The sequence below is a fragment of the Nocardioides epinepheli genome (assembly GCF_037936805.1).
GTDB lineage: Bacteria > Actinomycetota > Actinomycetes > Propionibacteriales > Nocardioidaceae > Nocardioides.
In genome coordinates, this window is sequence record NZ_JBBMMC010000002.1 from 79233 (window position 1) to 95655 (window position 16423).

At 71.9% G+C, this 16423-nt stretch carries 16 protein-coding genes; 4 read left to right on the plus strand and 12 right to left on the minus strand.

Annotated features, from left to right (window positions below):
- The first annotated feature begins 5 nt into the window (after nt 1–5).
- Nucleotides 6–1091 carry an adenosine deaminase gene (locus WMR31_RS03790; protein ID WP_340537441.1) on the plus strand — a complete coding sequence of 362 codons (1086 nt, stop codon included), beginning with the start codon at nt 6–8 and terminating at the stop codon, nt 1089–1091.
- Here the strand turns inward: WMR31_RS03790 and WMR31_RS03795 are convergent.
- From WMR31_RS03795 to deoC, 5 genes are read right to left on the minus strand one after another with little or no spacing between them, the layout of a single operon-like run.
- Entirely contained in the window at nt 1048–1581 is a 534-nt protein-coding gene (locus WMR31_RS03795) for a hypothetical protein (protein ID WP_340537442.1), read from the minus strand. The two genes, WMR31_RS03790 and WMR31_RS03795, sit on opposite strands and share 44 nt — an antisense overlap.
- Nucleotides 1582–1586: 5 nt before the next feature.
- The gene (locus tag WMR31_RS03800) at nt 1587–2210 is read right to left on the minus strand and encodes an ATP-binding protein (protein WP_340537443.1); all 624 of its coding nucleotides are present in this window, start codon (nt 2208–2210) and stop codon (nt 1587–1589) included.
- 7 nt (nt 2211–2217) lie between these two features.
- The gene (locus WMR31_RS03805) at nt 2218–3087 is read right to left on the minus strand and encodes an aldehyde dehydrogenase family protein (RefSeq protein WP_340537444.1); all 870 of its coding nucleotides are present in this window, start codon (nt 3085–3087) and stop codon (nt 2218–2220) included.
- Nucleotides 3088–3089: 2 nt separating this feature from the next.
- Nucleotides 3090–4586, minus strand: a complete 1497-nt coding sequence (locus tag WMR31_RS03810) for an aldehyde dehydrogenase family protein (RefSeq protein WP_340537445.1) — start codon at nt 4584–4586, stop codon at nt 3090–3092.
- A gap of 32 nt (nt 4587–4618) precedes the next feature.
- Entirely contained in the window at nt 4619–5581 is a 963-nt protein-coding gene (gene deoC / locus WMR31_RS03815; RefSeq protein WP_340537446.1) for a deoxyribose-phosphate aldolase, read from the minus strand.
- Between the two features lie 23 nt (nt 5582–5604).
- Here deoC and WMR31_RS03820 point away from each other — a divergent pair, with 23 nt between their 5' ends.
- Nucleotides 5605–6228, plus strand: a complete 624-nt coding sequence (locus WMR31_RS03820) for a hypothetical protein (RefSeq protein ID WP_340537447.1) — start codon at nt 5605–5607, stop codon at nt 6226–6228.
- A gap of 6 nt (nt 6229–6234) precedes the next feature.
- On the opposite strand, the gene WMR31_RS03825 is transcribed toward WMR31_RS03820, so the two are convergent.
- A complete protein-coding gene (locus WMR31_RS03825) occupies nt 6235–7911 on the minus strand; it encodes a phospho-sugar mutase (protein WP_340537448.1) in 1677 nt (558 codons plus the stop codon).
- Between the two features lie 18 nt (nt 7912–7929).
- Between WMR31_RS03825 and WMR31_RS03830 the strand changes: the two genes are divergently transcribed.
- Both WMR31_RS03830 and WMR31_RS03835 read left to right on the plus strand, forming a co-directional pair.
- A complete protein-coding gene (locus WMR31_RS03830; RefSeq protein ID WP_340537449.1) occupies nt 7930–8469 on the plus strand; it encodes a HEAT repeat domain-containing protein in 540 nt (179 codons plus the stop codon).
- Nucleotides 8462–8899 carry an SRPBCC family protein gene (locus WMR31_RS03835; protein ID WP_340537450.1) on the plus strand — a complete coding sequence of 146 codons (438 nt, stop codon included), beginning with the start codon at nt 8462–8464 and terminating at the stop codon, nt 8897–8899. The genes WMR31_RS03830 and WMR31_RS03835 overlap by 8 nt, the downstream gene beginning before the upstream one ends.
- Before the next feature lie 322 nt (nt 8900–9221).
- Here WMR31_RS03835 and WMR31_RS03840 read toward each other — a convergent pair whose 3' ends face one another.
- Genes WMR31_RS03840 through WMR31_RS03865 form a run of 6 tightly spaced genes read right to left on the minus strand, consistent with a single transcriptional unit; the run spans nt 9222 to nt 16418 of the window.
- A complete protein-coding gene (locus tag WMR31_RS03840; RefSeq protein WP_340537451.1) occupies nt 9222–9932 on the minus strand; it encodes a biliverdin-producing heme oxygenase in 711 nt (236 codons plus the stop codon).
- Between the two features lie 40 nt (nt 9933–9972).
- Nucleotides 9973–11841, minus strand: coding sequence for an Ig-like domain-containing protein (locus WMR31_RS03845; protein WP_340537452.1), 1869 nt, complete (start codon nt 11839–11841; stop codon nt 9973–9975).
- A complete protein-coding gene (locus WMR31_RS03850) occupies nt 11838–13310 on the minus strand; it encodes a hypothetical protein (protein ID WP_340537453.1) in 1473 nt (490 codons plus the stop codon). The genes WMR31_RS03845 and WMR31_RS03850 overlap by 4 nt, the downstream gene beginning before the upstream one ends.
- Complete coding sequence (locus WMR31_RS03855) at nt 13307–14494, minus strand: hypothetical protein (RefSeq protein WP_340537454.1); 1188 nt, start codon at nt 14492–14494, stop codon at nt 13307–13309. The genes WMR31_RS03850 and WMR31_RS03855 overlap by 4 nt, the downstream gene beginning before the upstream one ends.
- Nucleotides 14494–15300 (minus strand): heme ABC transporter ATP-binding protein, encoded by an 807-nt coding sequence (locus tag WMR31_RS03860; protein WP_340537455.1) that lies wholly within the window; start codon nt 15298–15300, stop codon nt 14494–14496. Before WMR31_RS03860 ends, WMR31_RS03855 begins: the two co-directional genes overlap by 1 nt.
- Nucleotides 15297–16418: a FecCD family ABC transporter permease gene (locus WMR31_RS03865; protein WP_340537456.1), complete on the minus strand. Its 1122-nt coding sequence runs from the start codon at nt 16416–16418 to the stop codon at nt 15297–15299. Before WMR31_RS03865 ends, WMR31_RS03860 begins: the two co-directional genes overlap by 4 nt.
- Between the last annotated feature and the right edge of the window lie 5 nt (nt 16419–16423).

A 16423-nucleotide genomic window follows, 5' to 3' on the forward strand; every position in this document is an offset into this window, starting at 1 on the left:
ACGTCATGGAACCTACACGCGCGCAGGTCCAGGCTGCGCCCAAGGTGCTGCTCCACGATCACCTCGACGGCGGGGTGCGCCCGGCGACGGTGCTCGAGCTGTCCGCCGAGATCGGCCACGAGCTGCCTACCGACGAGAGCGCCGAGGCGCTGGCGGCGTGGTTCGCCGAGGCCGCCGACTCCGGATCGCTGGTGCGCTACCTGGAGACCTTCGACCACACCGTCGCGGTGATGCAGACCGCCGCGGCGCTCACCCGGATCGCCCGGGAGTGCGTGGAGGATCTGGCCGCCGACGGCGTCGTGTACGCCGAGATCCGTTACGCCCCCGAGCAGCACGTCGAGCAGGGGCTCACCCTCGACGAGGTCGTCGCCGCCGTCCAGGAGGGCTTCGAGCAGGGGGTGGCCGACGCCGGCGGCCGGATCGTCGTGCGCCAGCTGCTCACCGCGATGCGGCACCAGGCGCGTTCGAGGGAGATCGCCGAGCTGGCCGTCGCCTGGCGTGATCGCGGCGTCGCCGGCTTCGACATCGCCGGGGCCGAGGCCGGCTTCCCGCCCACCCGTCACCTCGACGCGTTCGAGTACCTCCAGCGGGAGAACTCGCACTTCACCATCCACGCCGGCGAGGCCTTCGGTCTGCCGTCGATCTGGCAGGCGATCCAGTGGTGCGGCGCCGACCGGCTCGGCCACGGCGTCCGCATCGTCGACGACATCGAGGTGAAGGACGACGGCACCTACGAGCTCGGCCGGCTCGCCGCCTACGTGCGCGACCAGCGGATCCCACTGGAGCTCGCGCCGGCGTCGAACGTGCAGACGGGCGCGGCCGCCAGCATCGCCGAGCATCCCATCGGGCTGCTCACCAAGCTCCGCTTCCGGGTCACCGTGAACACCGACAACCGGCTGATGAGCCAGACCTCGATGACCGACGAGATGATGGCGCTGGTGAAGGCCTTCGGCTACGACCTGGCCGATCTGCGCTGGTTCACGATCAACGCGATGAAGTCGGCGTTCCTGCCCTTCGACGAGCGGCTGGCGATCATCGACGACGTCATCAAGCCCGGATACGCGGCCCTGATCGCCGAGAGCGAGGGGTGACCACGAACCACGCGATCCGCCACCTGCCGAAAGGCAGTGGGCGCGCCGGCCCGGAGGCGAGCGCGACGACGCGGCCGGTGGCGGGGTCGTAGCAGCGGACGTCGTCGAGCATCAGGACGACGTGCCGGGGCAGCCAGCGGTCACCCACGTAGAGCGCGCCGGGTCCGACGCCCGCGAGTGGGTCACGCCGCCAGCGCACCAATCGGGTGCGATGCCGGACGCCGGTGAGCGCACCGAGCTCGCGAGCAAGGGCCCATGGCGGGGTGCCGAGGGCCCGCGGCCACGGCAGCTGCCAGCGGCCGCGCAGCCGCGCCCTGGTGAGCCGACGGTGGACGCTCAGCACCTCGACGGCGAACCGCGGCCGGATCGCGGCGGCGTAGGCGGGATCGGCCTGCATCCGCGCCACCACGGCGCTCGTCGCACCGCACGAGCGCGCGTCCGGCTGCCGCAAGCCGATCGGATCGCGGACGTCGGCGGGCCGGCGCACCATGAGGGTCAGCCGGTCCCGGCGCGGCTGGCGCGGATCCGCTCGACCGCCGCGACGGCCTCGTCGGGCGAGACCGGCGTGCAGCCCTTCGCGACGGCGTCGGCGACGACCCCGCGCTGGGCGCGCGCCAGCGCGATCCCGCGCCGGATCAGCACCAACGGCGGCTTGCGGTGCTCACGCAGATCCCGGGTGAGCCGCAGCCAGAAGGTCACCAGCGCGGACCGTCGGATGCAGTAGGCCGCCGCGAGGACCCCCTCGGCGCGGGCCGACTCCACGATCTCGGGGGCGAAGATCCCCTCGGCGACGAACAGGTCGGCTCCGGCCAGGTCGAGGGTCTGCCAGCCGCAGCGGCCGTTCTTGGCGATCTCGTAGACCGGTACGTCGGTGACACCGTCGGCGCACAGCGCCCGGATCGCCGTCATCGCGTCGCCGGGCAGCCAGGAGCCGGGGTGGTCCCAGTCGACCAGGCCGGCATTGGCGCCCTCGGTGATGAGGGGGAGGGTCGGATCGTCACCGGACTTGTAGAAGTCGTCGAGTCGCAGGACCGGTAGTCCGAGCCGCGCGGCGAGCCGCGACTTGCCGGACCCGGAAGGCCCGGCCAGCACGATCACACGCGCACGGGTCCCTGGCATCGGTGGCTCAGACACCCATCGGGTGCCAGACCGTCTTCAGCTCCAGGAAGTCGGTCATGGCGTCCAGGGTGGGGGTCTGAGTCCAGTCGGGCTCGCCGGACGGCGCCCGGCGGACTCGCTTGAGGTTGTCGGCCGAGGCCACCTCGAGCGCGACCGTCAGCTCCTCGTCACCGGCCGCACCGGCGAGGTCGATGGCGTTGACGTCCATGTGGGAGGCCAGCCACGGGCCGATGGTGGCGGCCGACCCGGTGAGGATGTTGACCACGCCGCCGGGGACGTCGGAGGTCGCGAGCACCTCCGCGAAGGTGACGGCCGGGAGCGGCCGCGCGTACGACGACACCACGACGACGGTGTTGCCGGTGACGATCGCGGGCGCCACCACGCTCACCAGACCCAGCAGCGCTGACTCCTGCGGCGCGAGCACGGCCACGACCCCGGTCGGCTCGGGGGTGGTGAGGTTGAAGAACGGGCCGGCCACCGGGTTGGCGTTGCCGACGACCTGGGTGAGCTTGTCGGCCCAGCCGGCGTACCAGACGAGCCGGTCGATGGCGGCGTCGACGACGGCGTTGGCGCGGGCCGCGGTGAGCCCCTCGGACTGCCGGACGGCGGCCACGAACTGCGGGCGGCGGTCCTCCATCAGCTCGGCGACGCGGTAGACGATCTGCGCCCGGTTGTAGGCGGTGCGGCCCGACCAGCCGGGCGCCGCCTTGCGGGCGGCGACCACGGCGTCCCGGGCGTCCTTGCGGGAGGCGAGGGCGGCATTGGCCACGAACTGACCCCTAGCGTCGGTGATCTCGTAGGAATAGCCCGACTCCGAGCGCGGGAAGGCCCCGCCGATGAAGAGCTTGTAGGTCTTGCGGACGTCGATGCGCGCCATGGTCACTCGCCTGCCTTCGTGGCCTTGAGGTACGCCGCCAGGCCGTGGCGGCCACCCTCGCGTCCCTGTCCGGACTCCTTGTAGCCGCCGAACGGGCTGGTGGGGTCGAACTTGTTGAACGTGTTGGCCCACACCACGCCCGCGCGCAGTGCGCTGGCCATGTAGAGGATCAGCGAGCCCTTCTCGGTCCATACGCCCGCCGAGAGTCCGTACGGCGTGTTGTTGGCCTTCTCCACCGCCTCCGACGGCGTCCGGAAGGTCAGCACCGAGAGCACCGGCCCGAAGATCTCCTCGCGCGCGATCCGGTGAGCCTGGGAGACGCCGGTGAACAGGGTCGGCGGGAACCAGAAGCCCCGCTCGGGGAGGTCGCACGGCGGCGACCAGCGGTCGGCCCCCTCCTGGTCGCCGATGTCGGACAGCTCGCGGATCCGGGCCAGCTGCTCGGCGGAGTTGATCGCGCCGACGTCGGTGTTCTTGTCGAGCGGGTCGCCCAGGCGCAGGGTGGCCATCCGGGTCTTGAGCTTGGCGAGCAGCTCCTCGGCGATCGACTCCTGCACCAGTAGCCGCGATCCGGCACAGCACACGTGGCCCTGGTTGAAGAAGATCCCGTTGACGATGCCCTCGACCGCCTGGTCGAGCGGGGCGTCGTCGAAGACGATGTTGGCCGCCTTCCCGCCGAGTTCGAGGGTGACCTCCTTGCGGGAGCCGGCCACCTCGCGCGCGATGGCCTTGCCGACCGCGGTCGACCCGGTGAAGGCGATCTTGTCGACGTCGGGGTGCTCGACGAGCGCCTGGCCCGTGGCGCCCGCGCCGGTGACGATGTTGACGACGCCCGGCGGCAGGTCCGCCTGCTGGCAGATCCCGGCGAACAGCAGTGCGGTGAGGGGAGTGGTCTCGGCCGGCTTGAGGACCACGGTGTTGCCGCACGCCAGTGCGGGCGCGATCTTCCAGGCCAGCATCATCAGCGGGAAGTTCCACGGGATGATCTGCCCGGCCACGCCGAGCGGCGTGGTGCCGTAGCCGGAGAACTCCAGCTTGTCGGCCCAGCCGGCGTAGTAGAAGAAGTGGGCGGCGACGATCGGGATGTCGACGTCGCGGGACTCCTTGATCGGCTTGCCGTTGTCGAGCGACTCCAGCACCGCCAGCTCGCGGCTGCGCTCCTGGATGATCCGCGCGATCCGGTACAGGTACTTGCCGCGCTCGCTGCCCGGCATCCTCGACCACACGCGGGAGTAGGCCCGGCGCGCGACCTTGACCGCGGCGTCGACGTCGGCGGCGTCGGCCTCGGCGACCTCGGCGAGGACCTCCTCGGTGGCCGGGCTGATTGACTTGAACGGCGCGCCGTGGCCCTCGACGAACTCGCCGTTGACGAACAGGCCGTAGGAGGGTTGGAGATCGAGGATCGCGCGCGACTCCGGCGCCGGCGCGTACTCGAACACGGAGGCGGCAGTGGGGGCGGGACCGGACTTCTGGTCGGGCTTCTTCGACTTCTTGGCCATCGGGACTCCTCGTCGGTTGCTCGAAGGGATGCTCAGTCGAGCGTGAAGTAGTCGGGGCCGGAGTAGCGGCCGGTGCGGAGCTTGGTGCGCTGCATGAGGAGATCGTTGAGCAGCGTCGAGGCGCCGAAGCGGAACCAGTCCGGCGTCAGCCAGTCGGGGCCGGCGACCTCGTTGACCATCACGAGGTACTTGATGGCGTCCTTGGCCGTGCGGATCCCGCCGGCCGGCTTGACGCCCACCATCTGCCCGGTGAGGTCACGGAAGTCGCGGACGGCCTGCAGCATCACAAGGGTCACCGGGAGGGTGGCGGCCGGTTGGACCTTCCCGGTGGAGGTCTTGATGAAGTGGGCCCCGGCGAGCATGGCCAGCCAGCTGGCCCGCCGGACGTTGTCGTAGGTCTGCAGCTCGCCGGTCTCGAAGATGACCTTCAGGTGGGCTGTGGTTCCGTCGGGGCGCTTGCAGGCCTCGCGGACCGCGACGATCTCGTCGAACACCTGGAGGTAGCGCCCGGCGAGGAAGGCGCCGCGGTCGATCACCATGTCGATCTCGTCGGCACCGGCCTCGACGGCGTCGCGGGTGTCGGCCAGCTTGATGTCCAGGGCGGCTCGTCCGCTGGGGAAGGCGGTGGCCACGGCGGCGACGTTGACGCCGGAGTCGCCGACGGCCTCCTTGGCGATCGCGACCATGTCGGGGTAGACGCACACGGCCGCGACCTGCGGGCAGGTCGGGTCGGCCGGGTCGGGGTGCACGGCCTTGGCGGCGAGCGCGCGGACCTTGCCGGGGGTGTCTTGTCCCTCGAGCGTGGTGAGATCGACCATCGTGATCGCCAGGTCGATCGCGAACTCCTTCGCGGTCGTCTTGATCGACCTGGTCGCCAGTGACGCCGCGCGTGCCTCGGCGCCCACCTGGTCGACGCCGGGGAGCCCGTGCAGGAAGCGGCGCAGGGAGTCCTCGGACCCGGTCACGTCGGCGAAGTCCGTCGTCAGGGTGGGCATTGCCTCAGCATAGAGTTCGGAACATGACCGGCGACAACCCGCACGGCGAGACGTTCACTCCGACCAGCGGTCGGGTGTTCGGCGTCATCGCGGTTCTCCTCGGCGTGACCGCCGTGGGTGCGGGGCTGTTCGCCAGCGACGACGTCGTGTGGGGAATGGTGGCCTTCGGGATCTTCTTCACCGCGCTCGCCTGGGCGGCGATGCTGCGGCCGGGGGTTGCCATCCGAGGTGACCGGCTCGTGCTGCGCAACCTGGTCGACACCGTCTCGATCCCGCTGGCCGGCATCGAGGAGGTGGCGGTGCGCCAGGTGCTCGCGGTGCGGGTGGGCGAGCGGCGCTACACCTGCGCGGCGATCGGTCGCAGCCGTCGTCAGCTGCGCAGGGCCGACCGCGCGCCGAGGCCCGACGGCGAGGTCGAGACGTCCGGACGCGAGGAGGCCGAGCGCCTGGCCCAGCAGGCCTACGGGGAGTGGGTCCAAGAGCGCATCCGTCAGCTCGCCGAGCAGGCCCGCGAGGAGCAGGGCATCGCGCCCTACTCCGCCGCGCAGGGCGCGCTCGCCGCCGACGTCACCCGTCGGTGGGCCTATCCTGAGATCGCGGTCCTCGTGATCTCCGCGATCGCCACCGTCGTGTTCATCCTCACCTGAGGATCATCAGAGTCCGGCGGCTGCCCGGATGTCCGCGCCGATCGCGTCGAGGCGGCCCGCGGCGCTGATCCGCGCGGCGGCGACGCCGTCGTCGGTGTCGTGCTCGACCGGCACGACGACCTCGAGGTAGCACTTGATCTTCGGCTCGGTGCCGCTGGGACGCACGACGACGCGGCCGTCGTCGGCGAGGCGGTAGCGCAGACCGTCGGTGGGTGGCAGCTCGGGGGAGCCCTCGGCCAGGTCGTCGACCTGCAGCACCTCCAGGCCGCCGAGCGACGTCGGAGGGGTGGCGCGCAGCCGCGCCATCGCGTCGGTGATGAGTGCGAGGTCGTCGACGCGCACCGACACCTGGCCGGTGGCGTGCAGGCCGAACTCGCGGGCGATGTCGTCGAGCAGGTCGACCAGCGTGCGGTCCTCCGCCTTCATCTTCGCGGCCAGCTCGCACAGCAGCAGCGCTGCGGAGATGCCGTCCTTGTCGCGCACGTGGGCGGGGTCGACGCAGTAGCCCAGGGCCTCCTCGTAGCCGTAGCGCAGGCCGTCGACCCGGCCGATCCACTTGAAGCCCGTGAGCGTCTCCTGGTACGGCTGCCCGGCTGCCGCGGCGAGCTTGCCGAGCAGCGTGGACGACACGATCGTCGTCGCAAACGTGCCGGTCGCGCCGCGGGCGATCAGGTGGTGGGCGAGCAGTGCTCCCACCTCGTCGCCGGTGAGCATCCGCCAGGCGCCGTCGGGCAGGGCGACGGCGGCGGCGCACCGGTCGGCGTCGGGGTCGTTGGCGATGACGATGTCGGCGTGGGTCTCGGCGGCGAGGGCCAGGGCGAGGTCCATCGCGCCCTTCTCCTCGGGGTTCGGGAACCCGACGGTGGGGAAGTCGGGGTCCGGCTCCTCCTGGGCCGCGACCACGCGCGGCGCGTCGTAGCCGGCCAGCTCGAGCACCTGGAGCGTCGGGGCTCCACCGACCCCGTGCAGCGGCGTGTAGACGATCGAGAGCTCGCGCGGGCCGTCGTCGGCGAGTCCGGCGACCGTGTCGAGGTAGTGGTCGACGATGTCCTCGCCGAGCACCGTGCCCGGCTCCCCGAGCGGGATGTCACCCACGTGCCCGATGGCCGCGATCTCGGCGGCGATCTCGGCGTCCGCCGGCGGGACGATCTGGCTGCCGTCGCCGAGGTAGACCTTGTAGCCGTTGTCCTGCGGCGGGTTGTGGCTCGCGGTGACCATCACGCCCGCGGCGCAGCCGAGCTCCCGGATCGCGAAGGCGAGCATCGGCGTCGGCAGGGGCCGCGGCATCACCCATGCGGTGAAGCCCGCGGCGGTCATCACTTCGGCGGTGTCGCGCGCGAAGACATCGGAGTTGTGGCGGGCGTCGTAGCCGATCACGACCGAGCGGTGCGCGCCCGAGGTATCGGGGGCCTGGGCGTTCAGGTAGGCCGCCAGTCCGGCCGCTGCCCGCAGCACCACCACGCGGTTCATCCGGTTCGGGCCCGCACCGAGCGCGCCGCGCAGGCCGGCCGTGCCGAACTCCAAGGTGCCGTCGAAGCGGTCGGCGAGGTCGGCGCGCGCGGCCTCGTCGCCGCCCTCGACGGCGGTCAGCACCGCCTCGAGCTCGGCCCGGGTGTGCGGATCGGGATCCTCGTCCAGCCAGGCGTGGGCGCGATCGAGCAGGACGTCGACGTCGGGACTCATGTGAGGAAAGGTAGCGCTATGGGTGGTTCCAGCGGTGGATCGATCGCCTCCTCCGCCGAGGCGCTCGCGCGCCGGCTGGGCAGGCCCGGGTTCGTCATGGTGTGCGTCGACCTCCTCGACGGCGCGCCCCGGGAGGGCTACGTCGAGGAGCTTTGTGCGCTCAGCGGCCACTCGCCGCAGGACGTCCGGGACGCCGGGCGGTGGAAGGACCACTGGCCGCGGACCTGGGGAGCCCGCGGCCTGCTCCACGTGTGGCACGACGCGGCCACGCCCGCGATCGTGCGGGGCCTGGCCGACGAGCACTACCGACCCGCCGAGATGTGCCTCAAGGTGGCCGCCCGACACGAGGTCGCCGGCACCGGCGACGGCGCGGTGCGGCTGGCCGCGCACGAGTTGCCGCGCGTGCGCGCGCAGGCGATGCGCTGCCTGGCGGTGGCCGGCGACACCGAGCACGTCGCGGTCGTCGCGGCCACGCTGGACGACCCGTCGGCCGACGTCCGGGTGCAGGCGGCGCGGGCGATGGAGGCGATGCGGCGCCGGTTGGACCTCGATGGCTGACTTCGTCTTCGAGGACCGCTGGTACCTCGCCGCGCCGGTGCCGCGGGTCGCCACCGTCGTCGTCGACCTCGAGTACTACCCCCTGTGGTGGCCGCAGATCCTCGCCGTCGCCAGCCTCGGGCCGGACGACGCACGGGTGCTGTGCAGGTCGACGCTGCCCTACACCCTCGACCTGGTGCTGCACGCCGTCACGCGCGAGCCGCCGGTGCTCGAGGTCGAGCTGAGCGGCGACCTCGAGGGCCACGTCGCCTGGACGCTGCATCCCGTCGCCGCCGGCACCCGCATGGATCTCTATCAACGGGTGGGCGTCCGCGGCGTGGTCCTGTCGCGCCTCTCGCGCATCGGCGCGCCCTTGATGCGCTGGAACCACGCGCGCATGATGCGCGGCTGCCTAGCCGGCCTCCGCGCCCGCCTCGACGCCGGAGATTGAGCAACCGACTACCAACGTTTCCGAGGGGGCGTGCGAGGGTTTCGTCTCGCCCGTCGCGGCTTCGTTCCTCAGCCGCGGGGCTCGCTCAACCTCCAGCCGCGACGGATCTGCTCCTTCGTCGCAGTTCCTGCGGCCGGAGGTTGAGCAAGCGAGCGCCCCGCCGCCGGAGGTTGAGCAAGCGAGCGCCAGCGAGCGCTGACGAAACCCCGGCAACCGGCGCTGCCAGCGTTCCCGAGGTCGGTTGCGAGGTTTCGTCGGCGCCGACGAGTTCGTTCCTCACTCGTCGGCTTGCTCAACCTCCGAGGGCGGCGAGGGTTTTCGCTCAACCTCCGAGCGCGCCGGCGGGTCGGCGGTAGGTGGGGAGGTTCGCGCCGAGCTCGGTGAAGAGGGCCTGGTTGAGGCCGAAGGCGACCTTCACCTCCTCGACGACACGCCGGACCCCGGCGTCGTCGAGGCCGAGGGCGTCGAGGCGGGCGCGGTAGGCGTCCTTGTACGGCTTCGGCTTGGAGATCGCGGCGAAGTCGTAGAACGCGACACCCGCACCGTCGAGATCGAAGGTGCGCGAGAGGATGCGGCCGATGGCCTGACCGCCGGAGAGGTCGCCCAGGTAGCGGGTGTAGTGGTGGGCGGCCAAGGATCCGCCCCAGCCGGCCGCAGCCTCGGAACCGGCCGCCAGGAGCCGGTCCCGATAGGCGAGGGCGGCGGGGGAGTCGAGCGCGGCCAGCTCGTCGGCCACGTCGACGCCGAGCCGCTCGGCCCAGTAGGCCAGATCGGCGTCGATGGCGGCCAGGCGCTCCAGGTCGACGTCGCGGACGGCGGCGACCAGCGGGTCGGCGGCATGGTCCGTCGCGGCGGCCTCCATCGCCTCGTAGACGACTCGCAGCCGGAGCAGCAGGTCGAAGTATCCGCGCTCGTTGAGCCGGCCGTCGAGCAGCTCGGCCATGTAGGAGGAGCTCTCGGCGGCCTTGTGCTCGGCCTTGGAGCCCTCGCGCATCGCAGTCGCCAGCGACGGCGGTGTGGTCGTGATCGTCATGGAAGGTGCCTGTCTTGTGATTCGGAGTCGGGTGAGTGGATCAGCGGACCTTGAAGCGCAGGGTCTGCTTCGAGCCTGCGACGTTGCCGTTGCCGGCGTAGGTGACGACGACCTGATGGGCGCCCTTGGCCTTCTTGCCGAGCTTGGGCAGGTTCACCGAGACCACGCCATTGCGATTGAGGGTGCCCTTGACCCGCTTGAGCACCTTGGCGCCCTTCTTGATCACGACGGTGACCTTGCCGCTCGGCTTCGTCGTCGGCGAGGAGACGGTGACCTTCGCCTTGCCGGCCTTGGTCCGGGTGGGGGCCTTGGTGAGCTTCGCGGTCGTCTTCGAGGTGGCCTTGGCCACCGTGAGGGTCGTACCCGCCGACGCGGCGAGGTAGTTGTCGGTGCCGCTGTAGGCCGCGGTGAGCGAGTGCGCTCCGGCGGGCAGGGTGCCGAGCGCGAACGACGCCCGCCCGTCGACCACTGCGGCGGTGCCCACGGTCGCGGAACCGCGCTTGAGGGTCACCGTGCCACCCTCGGCCCCGACGACGACGGTCGCGGTGGCGCCCTTGCCGTAGCTCACCTTGCCGGCGGAGACAGCCACCGTGGGAGTGGCCTTGGCGAAGGCGATCGGGGTGTAGGTCTCGTAGGCGGCAACGGTGGGGCCACCGCCGGCATAGGTGTAGATGCCGAAGTTGCCGCCGGCCGAGGAGAGCCAGCTCTGGTCGACCTTGATGGTGGTGCTGAACGAGCCGTCGGGCCGCAGCTCGGTGTAGGTCGCGCTGGCGGGGTCCTGCACGGGACTGGAGCCGGCGAACGAGGCGGCGGGAACGGCCCACTTGACCGCGACGCCGTTGCCGTTCGCGCCGGCGGGGTTGACCCGCGAGGTGGAGGGCGCGCCCTCGGATGGCCTCCACACCTCGGCGTAGCGGCCGAAGGCGATGTAGAGGCCGGACTTCTGGCCGGCGAACGGCGGACGGGTCCCGGTGGCCAGGCTCGGGTCGAAGTTCCGGCCGGTGACCGTAACCTCTTGCGTGCCGTGGGGCAGCAGCCTGGTGTCCGAGACGGTGACGCTGGGCACCAGGTTCAGGTTCACGTCCACCGGGAGCGCCGGCTTGAGGTCGTTGTACCCGCCGCAGCCGGTGGAGTAGAAGTGAGGACGCACCGAGGCCGGCACGGAGGTCACGAACTCCTCGGGCCAGGCACCCCACCAGCCGGTGGCGCCGCCGTCGGTCGTGCAGGTGGTCGTCTGCGGCGCGTCGGGGACGTCGACGGTCACGCCCTGGTAGGCAGGGGTGTAGCGGTAGCTGTCGGTGCTGGTGGCGGCGGCCGACCCGGCGTCGAACTCCAGGATCGGGATTCGTCCGAGGCTCTGGGCCGGTGTCGGGTTGCCGTTGAGGTCCACGCCGGGACCGAGCGTGAAGTCCATGGTGAGCTCGCCGTTGCCCTCGGCGTCGATGCTCAGCTCGGGGTCGGAGTAGATCTCGTTGGGCGCGTTGAAGCTCGCGGGGTAGGCGTTGACGGTGTAGCTGCCGTCCCAGGCGATGGTGGCGGCTCCGGTGGCCGGGTCGGCGGTGCCGGTGCCCTCGGTGAACCTGATCGCGTTTGGCGTCTTCTGCGGGGAGCTGACCGGCATCGAGGTGGCTGGGGCAGGCTCGACCGCGTACTCGGTCTGGCTGCCGCCGGAGGTAGACCCGGTCAGCTGCTCGGCGTTACCGGAGAGATCCTTGTAGGTCCACGGACCGAAGATGCCCTGCTGGGCGTACCCGTTGAGGCCCCAGGTGAAGGTCGCGTCGGTGACGGCCGTCCCAGCGGCCTCCTCGGCCTGGGCCGGGCCGGCGCTCGTGACGCCGAGGGCGAGGCCCGCGGCCGCCACCGCCAGTGAGGTCACGGCGGAGAGGCCGCGACGGGTCTTGCGATTCATGGTGTTCCTTTCGCACTGCTGCTGATACGGGTAGTGAGCAAGGTGAGGGCGGCTGCTCCGAGCAGCAGTGCGCTCCCGGCGAACCACGTCCAGTGGAGGCCGGAGTCGGTGGTCGGTGGACTCGCGGTGTCGGCCGAGGCATGGGCGTACACCGGCGACGTGTCCCCGGCGGCGAGCGCGGCGATCGCTTCGGGGCCGCCCGGATCGGTCAGCGCGACCGGCGGAGGCTGGTCCGCGGGCCGGGTCGCGGGCTGGGTCGGAAGCGGCGGACCCGCGGGCTGCGTAGGTGCCGTCGGCGTCGGTGCCGTAGGCGTCGGAGGCGTCGGGTGGACGCTCGTCGTCGGCGATGGGGTCGCCGATGGCTCGGGCTGGCCGCTCGGCTCCTCTTCCGGTTCCTGAGTGGGCGCCTGGATCGGCGCGCCGGCCGCGTAGCTGATCGCCAGCGGCGCGGGCACCTTGTGCGGATCGGAGGCACCACCGCTGGAGTACCAGTACGCCGCGGCTCCTGCCTTGCGTTGGTAGGCCAGGAAGGACGCCGGGAACGAGCCCCATGAGCCGTTGCGCACCTGGGCGGGGTCGCCGGCCGGTGCGTCGTACCGGATGCCGAGGTACTGCGGCTGTGCGGTGAAACCCGCGTCGGCCTGCAGATCCACCTTCGGCAGCGCGGCGAGCACGACCTGCTGCGGGGCCACCGGCGCCCAGATGCTCTGATCGGTCTGCGAGGAGGCATACCCGGCAAGGGTGGCTCGCAGCGTCGCGCCCGTCCTGGCCACGCTCAGGACCGGGTCGGTGACGGTGAAGAACGTCATGCCGGAGTAGAGGACGACCGAGAACGACCCCTTCCACCGGATCGTCGCCGTGCCGGCGACGGTGTCCACAACGCCGGTGCCGCCGTCGATGACGACCTGGTGGCCCGAGAACGGGCCATTGGTCCCCGAGAGCGGGGCGCCGCCGACCTGGGTCGAGAGTCCCGACCACGTAGCCGCTTGGAAGGTGCCGTTCGGCTGCTGCTTCTCGATGCGCACCTTGCCCGACGTCGCCCGCCACGCCTGCGTGCTCGTGCCGCGCCAGACGCCGCCCACGATCGTCTGCCCGCCCTTGCCCGGGTTCGGCACGAGGCCGGCCAAGAGGAAGTTGATGGTGCCCGGCGCGTGGGCCCGGTTGTTGACCTCGTTGTTGATCGCCCACCGCAGCTGGGCATCGGCCACCTCGAAGGCGCCGGTCTGGGGTTCCTGGGTGGCCGGCGGGGTCGCCGTCACCGGTGGCTGGCCGGTGGGCTCGGTCGTGGGATCGGTGGATGTCGTGGGTGACGACGTGGGGTCGGCCGGACCCGACGTGGTCTCCGCGCCGCCTGGCGCGCCCGGCGAGGCGTAGGCCGAGGTTGTCGCGAGCAGCGCGACCGGGCAGCCGACCGCGACGATCCCGGCGGCTATCGCCGCCGCCAGGCCGTGACGTAGTCGGGGGTTCATGCGCTCGCCTCACGGGGAGCCGATGACCGGGGGCGCCAATGGGTGAGGGCCAGGCCGAGGAGTGCAGCGAGGAAGACGGCGCCGGTGACCCCGAGGAAGATCCAGCCGGCCGCTCGGTTGTCGTCCGGGTCGCTCGCCGGGGTCGGCGTGGCCGTCGCCGGCTCGGCCGCGCCGGCTCCCGCTGCCACCGGGAACCGCTCGGCGATCTCCTTGCCGGAGGCGGCGCCGGTGAGCCGGAGCTCGTGGGTGCCGACACCGAGGTCGGTCGGGAGCTGCAGCACCCCGGCGACCTCGCCGGAGGCACCGGCCTGCATGGGCCCGATCGCGGCGACACCGTCGTCGAGGATCGCGACGACCTGCTCTCCGGGCTGGAAGCCCTTCCCGGAGAAGGCGAGGGCTCGTCCCTCGACCGCGGTGGCCCGGTCGACCGCGACCTTCAGCGGCCCGCGCGGTGCGGCCGCGGGGCGGTTCGTCGGTGCCGGCGCCGGGTCGTCGGTGGCAGTGGGGTCGCTGCTGTCGTCGGTGCTGGAGGGATCGTCGGTGGTCCCCAGGGCATCGTCGGCGGCGTCGTCCTGGGACTCCTGCTCGGTCGGGGCCTGGCCGTAGACGTCGGTGAAGTCGACCGGCGTGAAGGACTCGTTGGCGGCGTTCTTCAGGCCGTGGGCGCCGATCGTGATGATTCCGCACTGGACCCTGCGGCAGTCGACCTCGGCGACCTTGCCGGAGCGGTCGACGCTCTGGAACACCGGTCCCGGCACCGTGAGAGTCACGCTGAACGACCCGTTGGCCGAGAGCACCGCGTGGGCCTCGGACGCGGTCGAACCGCCGGGGAACGCGACGTAGCGCAGGTATCCCTTGTTGTTCGCGGCATCCTCGGAGTCGGGGATGTAGTGGTAGTCGCGACCGGTCTGGCCGCCCTTGGACGGCCGCCAACTGCCGCCGGCCGGGTCCTTGACCCACCCGAACATCACGTAGATGCCTCCGAAGCCGCCCTTGACGTTCTGGAAGCCGCGGCCGTCGAGGGTCAGCTTGGTCTGGTAGTTGACGTCGGCGTCCTGCCCGCCACGGTCGTTGCTGACCGTGATCCGGGCGGCAGCGTGCGCCGGGGGAGCGGCCAGGATCGGCACTCCGAGGACGACGGTGAGGGTCGCGGCGAGGGTGCGGAGAAGGACGATCGTACGCATCACAGCGGGACCTCATGACGGTTGCGGGAGACGGTGCGGCGGTCGGCGAGCACCAGCAGTTCGCCTGTGGCCGGGTGTGGCAGCACGTCGACCGGATACCGGTAGACCTCGCTCAACAACGGGGCGGAGAGGACGTCGGCGGGGGCGCCCTCGGCGGCGATCCGACCCTGGTCGAGCAGCACGATCCGGTCCGACCAGGCGGCAGCCAGGCTCAGGTCGTGCAGCACGACCACGACGGCGCGACCGGCGTCGGCCTGGGCTCGAGCACGCTCGAGGACGACCTCCTGGTGCCCGAGGTCGAGCGCCGCCGTCGGCTCGTCGAGGAGCAGCATGCCGGTGCGCTGGGCGAGCACGCGGGCGAAGGAGGTGCGGCCTTTCTCGCCGCCGGACAGGACGCCGAACGGGCGCGCGGCGAGGTGGGTGACGTCGGCGACGGCCATCGACTCCGCGACAGCCGCCTCGTCGTCGTCCTCCTCCGGCAGACCGCGCCAGGGTGAGCGTCCCATGCGCACGACCTCCTCGACCGGGAACGGGAACGAGACGTGGTGCTCTTGTGCGAGCACTGCTCTCTCGCGCGCCAGATCGCGCAGGCGCCAGTCGGCGAGCGGCCGGCCGAGCACCTCGACGTCGCCGGCCACGGTGTCGACGTCGCCGGTGAGGACGCCGAGCAGCGTCGACTTGCCGGCCCCGTTGGGCCCCACGAGCGCGAGCACCTCGCCGTGCCGGACCTCGAGGTCGACGCCGTCGAGCACTGTGGTGGCGCCATAGCGGACCACGACTCCGCGAGCGTGGAGTGCGGCGCTCATCCCCAGCCTCCCGCGGTCCGGCGGGTCCGGCGCAGCAGCCAGAAGAAGAAGGGCCCACCGACCAGCGAGGTGAGCATGCCGAGCGGAAGGTCGGCATTGGCGACGAAGGTGCGCGCGATCGTGTCGGCGACGACGAGGACCAGCGCACCCGCCAGCATCGAGGCCGGGATAAGGACCCGGTGGCCGGGGCCGGTGACCATCCGCACCAGGTGGGGGACCACGAGTCCGACGAAGGCGACGATGCCGCAGAAGCACACCGCGGCCGCGGTGAGCAGGGCGACCACGACGATCAGCACGATCCGCAGCCGCTCGACGTCGACGCCGAGGTGGCGTGCCGGCCGCTCGCCGAGCGCAAGCAGATCGAGCGAGCGGGCGCTGAGGAAGGCCGCCGCGATGCCGAACGCGGCGAACGGCGCCACGACCGCGACATAGGGCCAGCGGCTCCCGTTGAGACTTCCCAGCTGCCAGAACACGATCTGCTCGCGGGCCTGGGTGTCGCCGACGAACACGAGGAAGGCGAGGGCCGCCCCGGCCACGGCGTTCACCGCGATGCCGGTGAGCACCAGGGTGACCACCTCGGTGCGACCGTCGGAGCGGGAGAGCGCATAGACCGCCAAGGTGGTGATGAGACCGCCGATGAAGGCGCAGACGGCGATCGTCCAGTTTCCGAGGAACGTCCAGGAGAAGGCGATCGACGCCGCCGCGGCCACGGCGGCACCCGACGAGACTCCGACGACGCTCGGCTCGGCGAGGGGATTGCCGAACACGCCCTGCATCAGTGCGCCGGCGACCGCAAGGGCAGCGCCCACGATGATCGCCATCGTCACGCGGGGGAAGCGCACCGACCACAGGGTGCTCTCGCCGCGAGGATGGGTCGGCAGGGAGCCGAGGTCGAGGCCGAGTCGGTGCAGCACCGAGCCCACGACCTGGTCGAAGGGCACGACGAGCTGGCCTGACCCGGCGGCGGCGAGGGCGGCGATCACCAGGCCGACGGCGAGACCGACGAGCAGCAGGGTGGCGCGGGTACGCCCCCGTGCGGACGTCGACGTCGCTCGGCGGCCTGCGACGTCACGGAGCGTGGGCCGGTCCTGGCCGCGCGCGGGAACGGTTTGAGTCATGGCGG

What these genes read in the sequence shown, in the direction of transcription:
- WMR31_RS03790 (WP_340537441.1), top strand. Translation starts at nt 6, where the DNA reads ATGGAACCTACACGCGCGCAGGTCCAGGCTGCGCCCAAGGTGCTGCTC.
- WMR31_RS03795 (WP_340537442.1), bottom strand. Translation starts at nt 1,581, where the DNA reads ATGGTGCGCCGGCCCGCCGACGTCCGCGATCCGATCGGCTTGCGGCAG.
- WMR31_RS03800 (WP_340537443.1), bottom strand. Translation starts at nt 2,210, where the DNA reads ATGCCAGGGACCCGTGCGCGTGTGATCGTGCTGGCCGGGCCTTCCGGG.
- WMR31_RS03805 (WP_340537444.1), bottom strand. Translation starts at nt 3,087, where the DNA reads ATGGCGCGCATCGACGTCCGCAAGACCTACAAGCTCTTCATCGGCGGG.
- WMR31_RS03810 (WP_340537445.1), bottom strand. Translation starts at nt 4,586, where the DNA reads ATGGCCAAGAAGTCGAAGAAGCCCGACCAGAAGTCCGGTCCCGCCCCC.
- deoC (WP_340537446.1), bottom strand. Translation starts at nt 5,581, where the DNA reads ATGCCCACCCTGACGACGGACTTCGCCGACGTGACCGGGTCCGAGGAC.
- WMR31_RS03820 (WP_340537447.1), top strand. Translation starts at nt 5,605, where the DNA reads ATGACCGGCGACAACCCGCACGGCGAGACGTTCACTCCGACCAGCGGT.
- WMR31_RS03825 (WP_340537448.1), bottom strand. Translation starts at nt 7,911, where the DNA reads ATGAGTCCCGACGTCGACGTCCTGCTCGATCGCGCCCACGCCTGGCTG.
- WMR31_RS03830 (WP_340537449.1), top strand. Translation starts at nt 7,930, where the DNA reads ATGGGTGGTTCCAGCGGTGGATCGATCGCCTCCTCCGCCGAGGCGCTC.
- WMR31_RS03835 (WP_340537450.1), top strand. Translation starts at nt 8,462, where the DNA reads ATGGCTGACTTCGTCTTCGAGGACCGCTGGTACCTCGCCGCGCCGGTG.
- WMR31_RS03840 (WP_340537451.1), bottom strand. Translation starts at nt 9,932, where the DNA reads ATGACGATCACGACCACACCGCCGTCGCTGGCGACTGCGATGCGCGAG.
- WMR31_RS03845 (WP_340537452.1), bottom strand. Translation starts at nt 11,841, where the DNA reads ATGAATCGCAAGACCCGTCGCGGCCTCTCCGCCGTGACCTCACTGGCG.
- WMR31_RS03850 (WP_340537453.1), bottom strand. Translation starts at nt 13,310, where the DNA reads ATGAACCCCCGACTACGTCACGGCCTGGCGGCGGCGATAGCCGCCGGG.
- WMR31_RS03855 (WP_340537454.1), bottom strand. Translation starts at nt 14,494, where the DNA reads ATGCGTACGATCGTCCTTCTCCGCACCCTCGCCGCGACCCTCACCGTC.
- WMR31_RS03860 (WP_340537455.1), bottom strand. Translation starts at nt 15,300, where the DNA reads ATGAGCGCCGCACTCCACGCTCGCGGAGTCGTGGTCCGCTATGGCGCC.
- WMR31_RS03865 (WP_340537456.1), bottom strand. Translation starts at nt 16,418, where the DNA reads ATGACTCAAACCGTTCCCGCGCGCGGCCAGGACCGGCCCACGCTCCGT.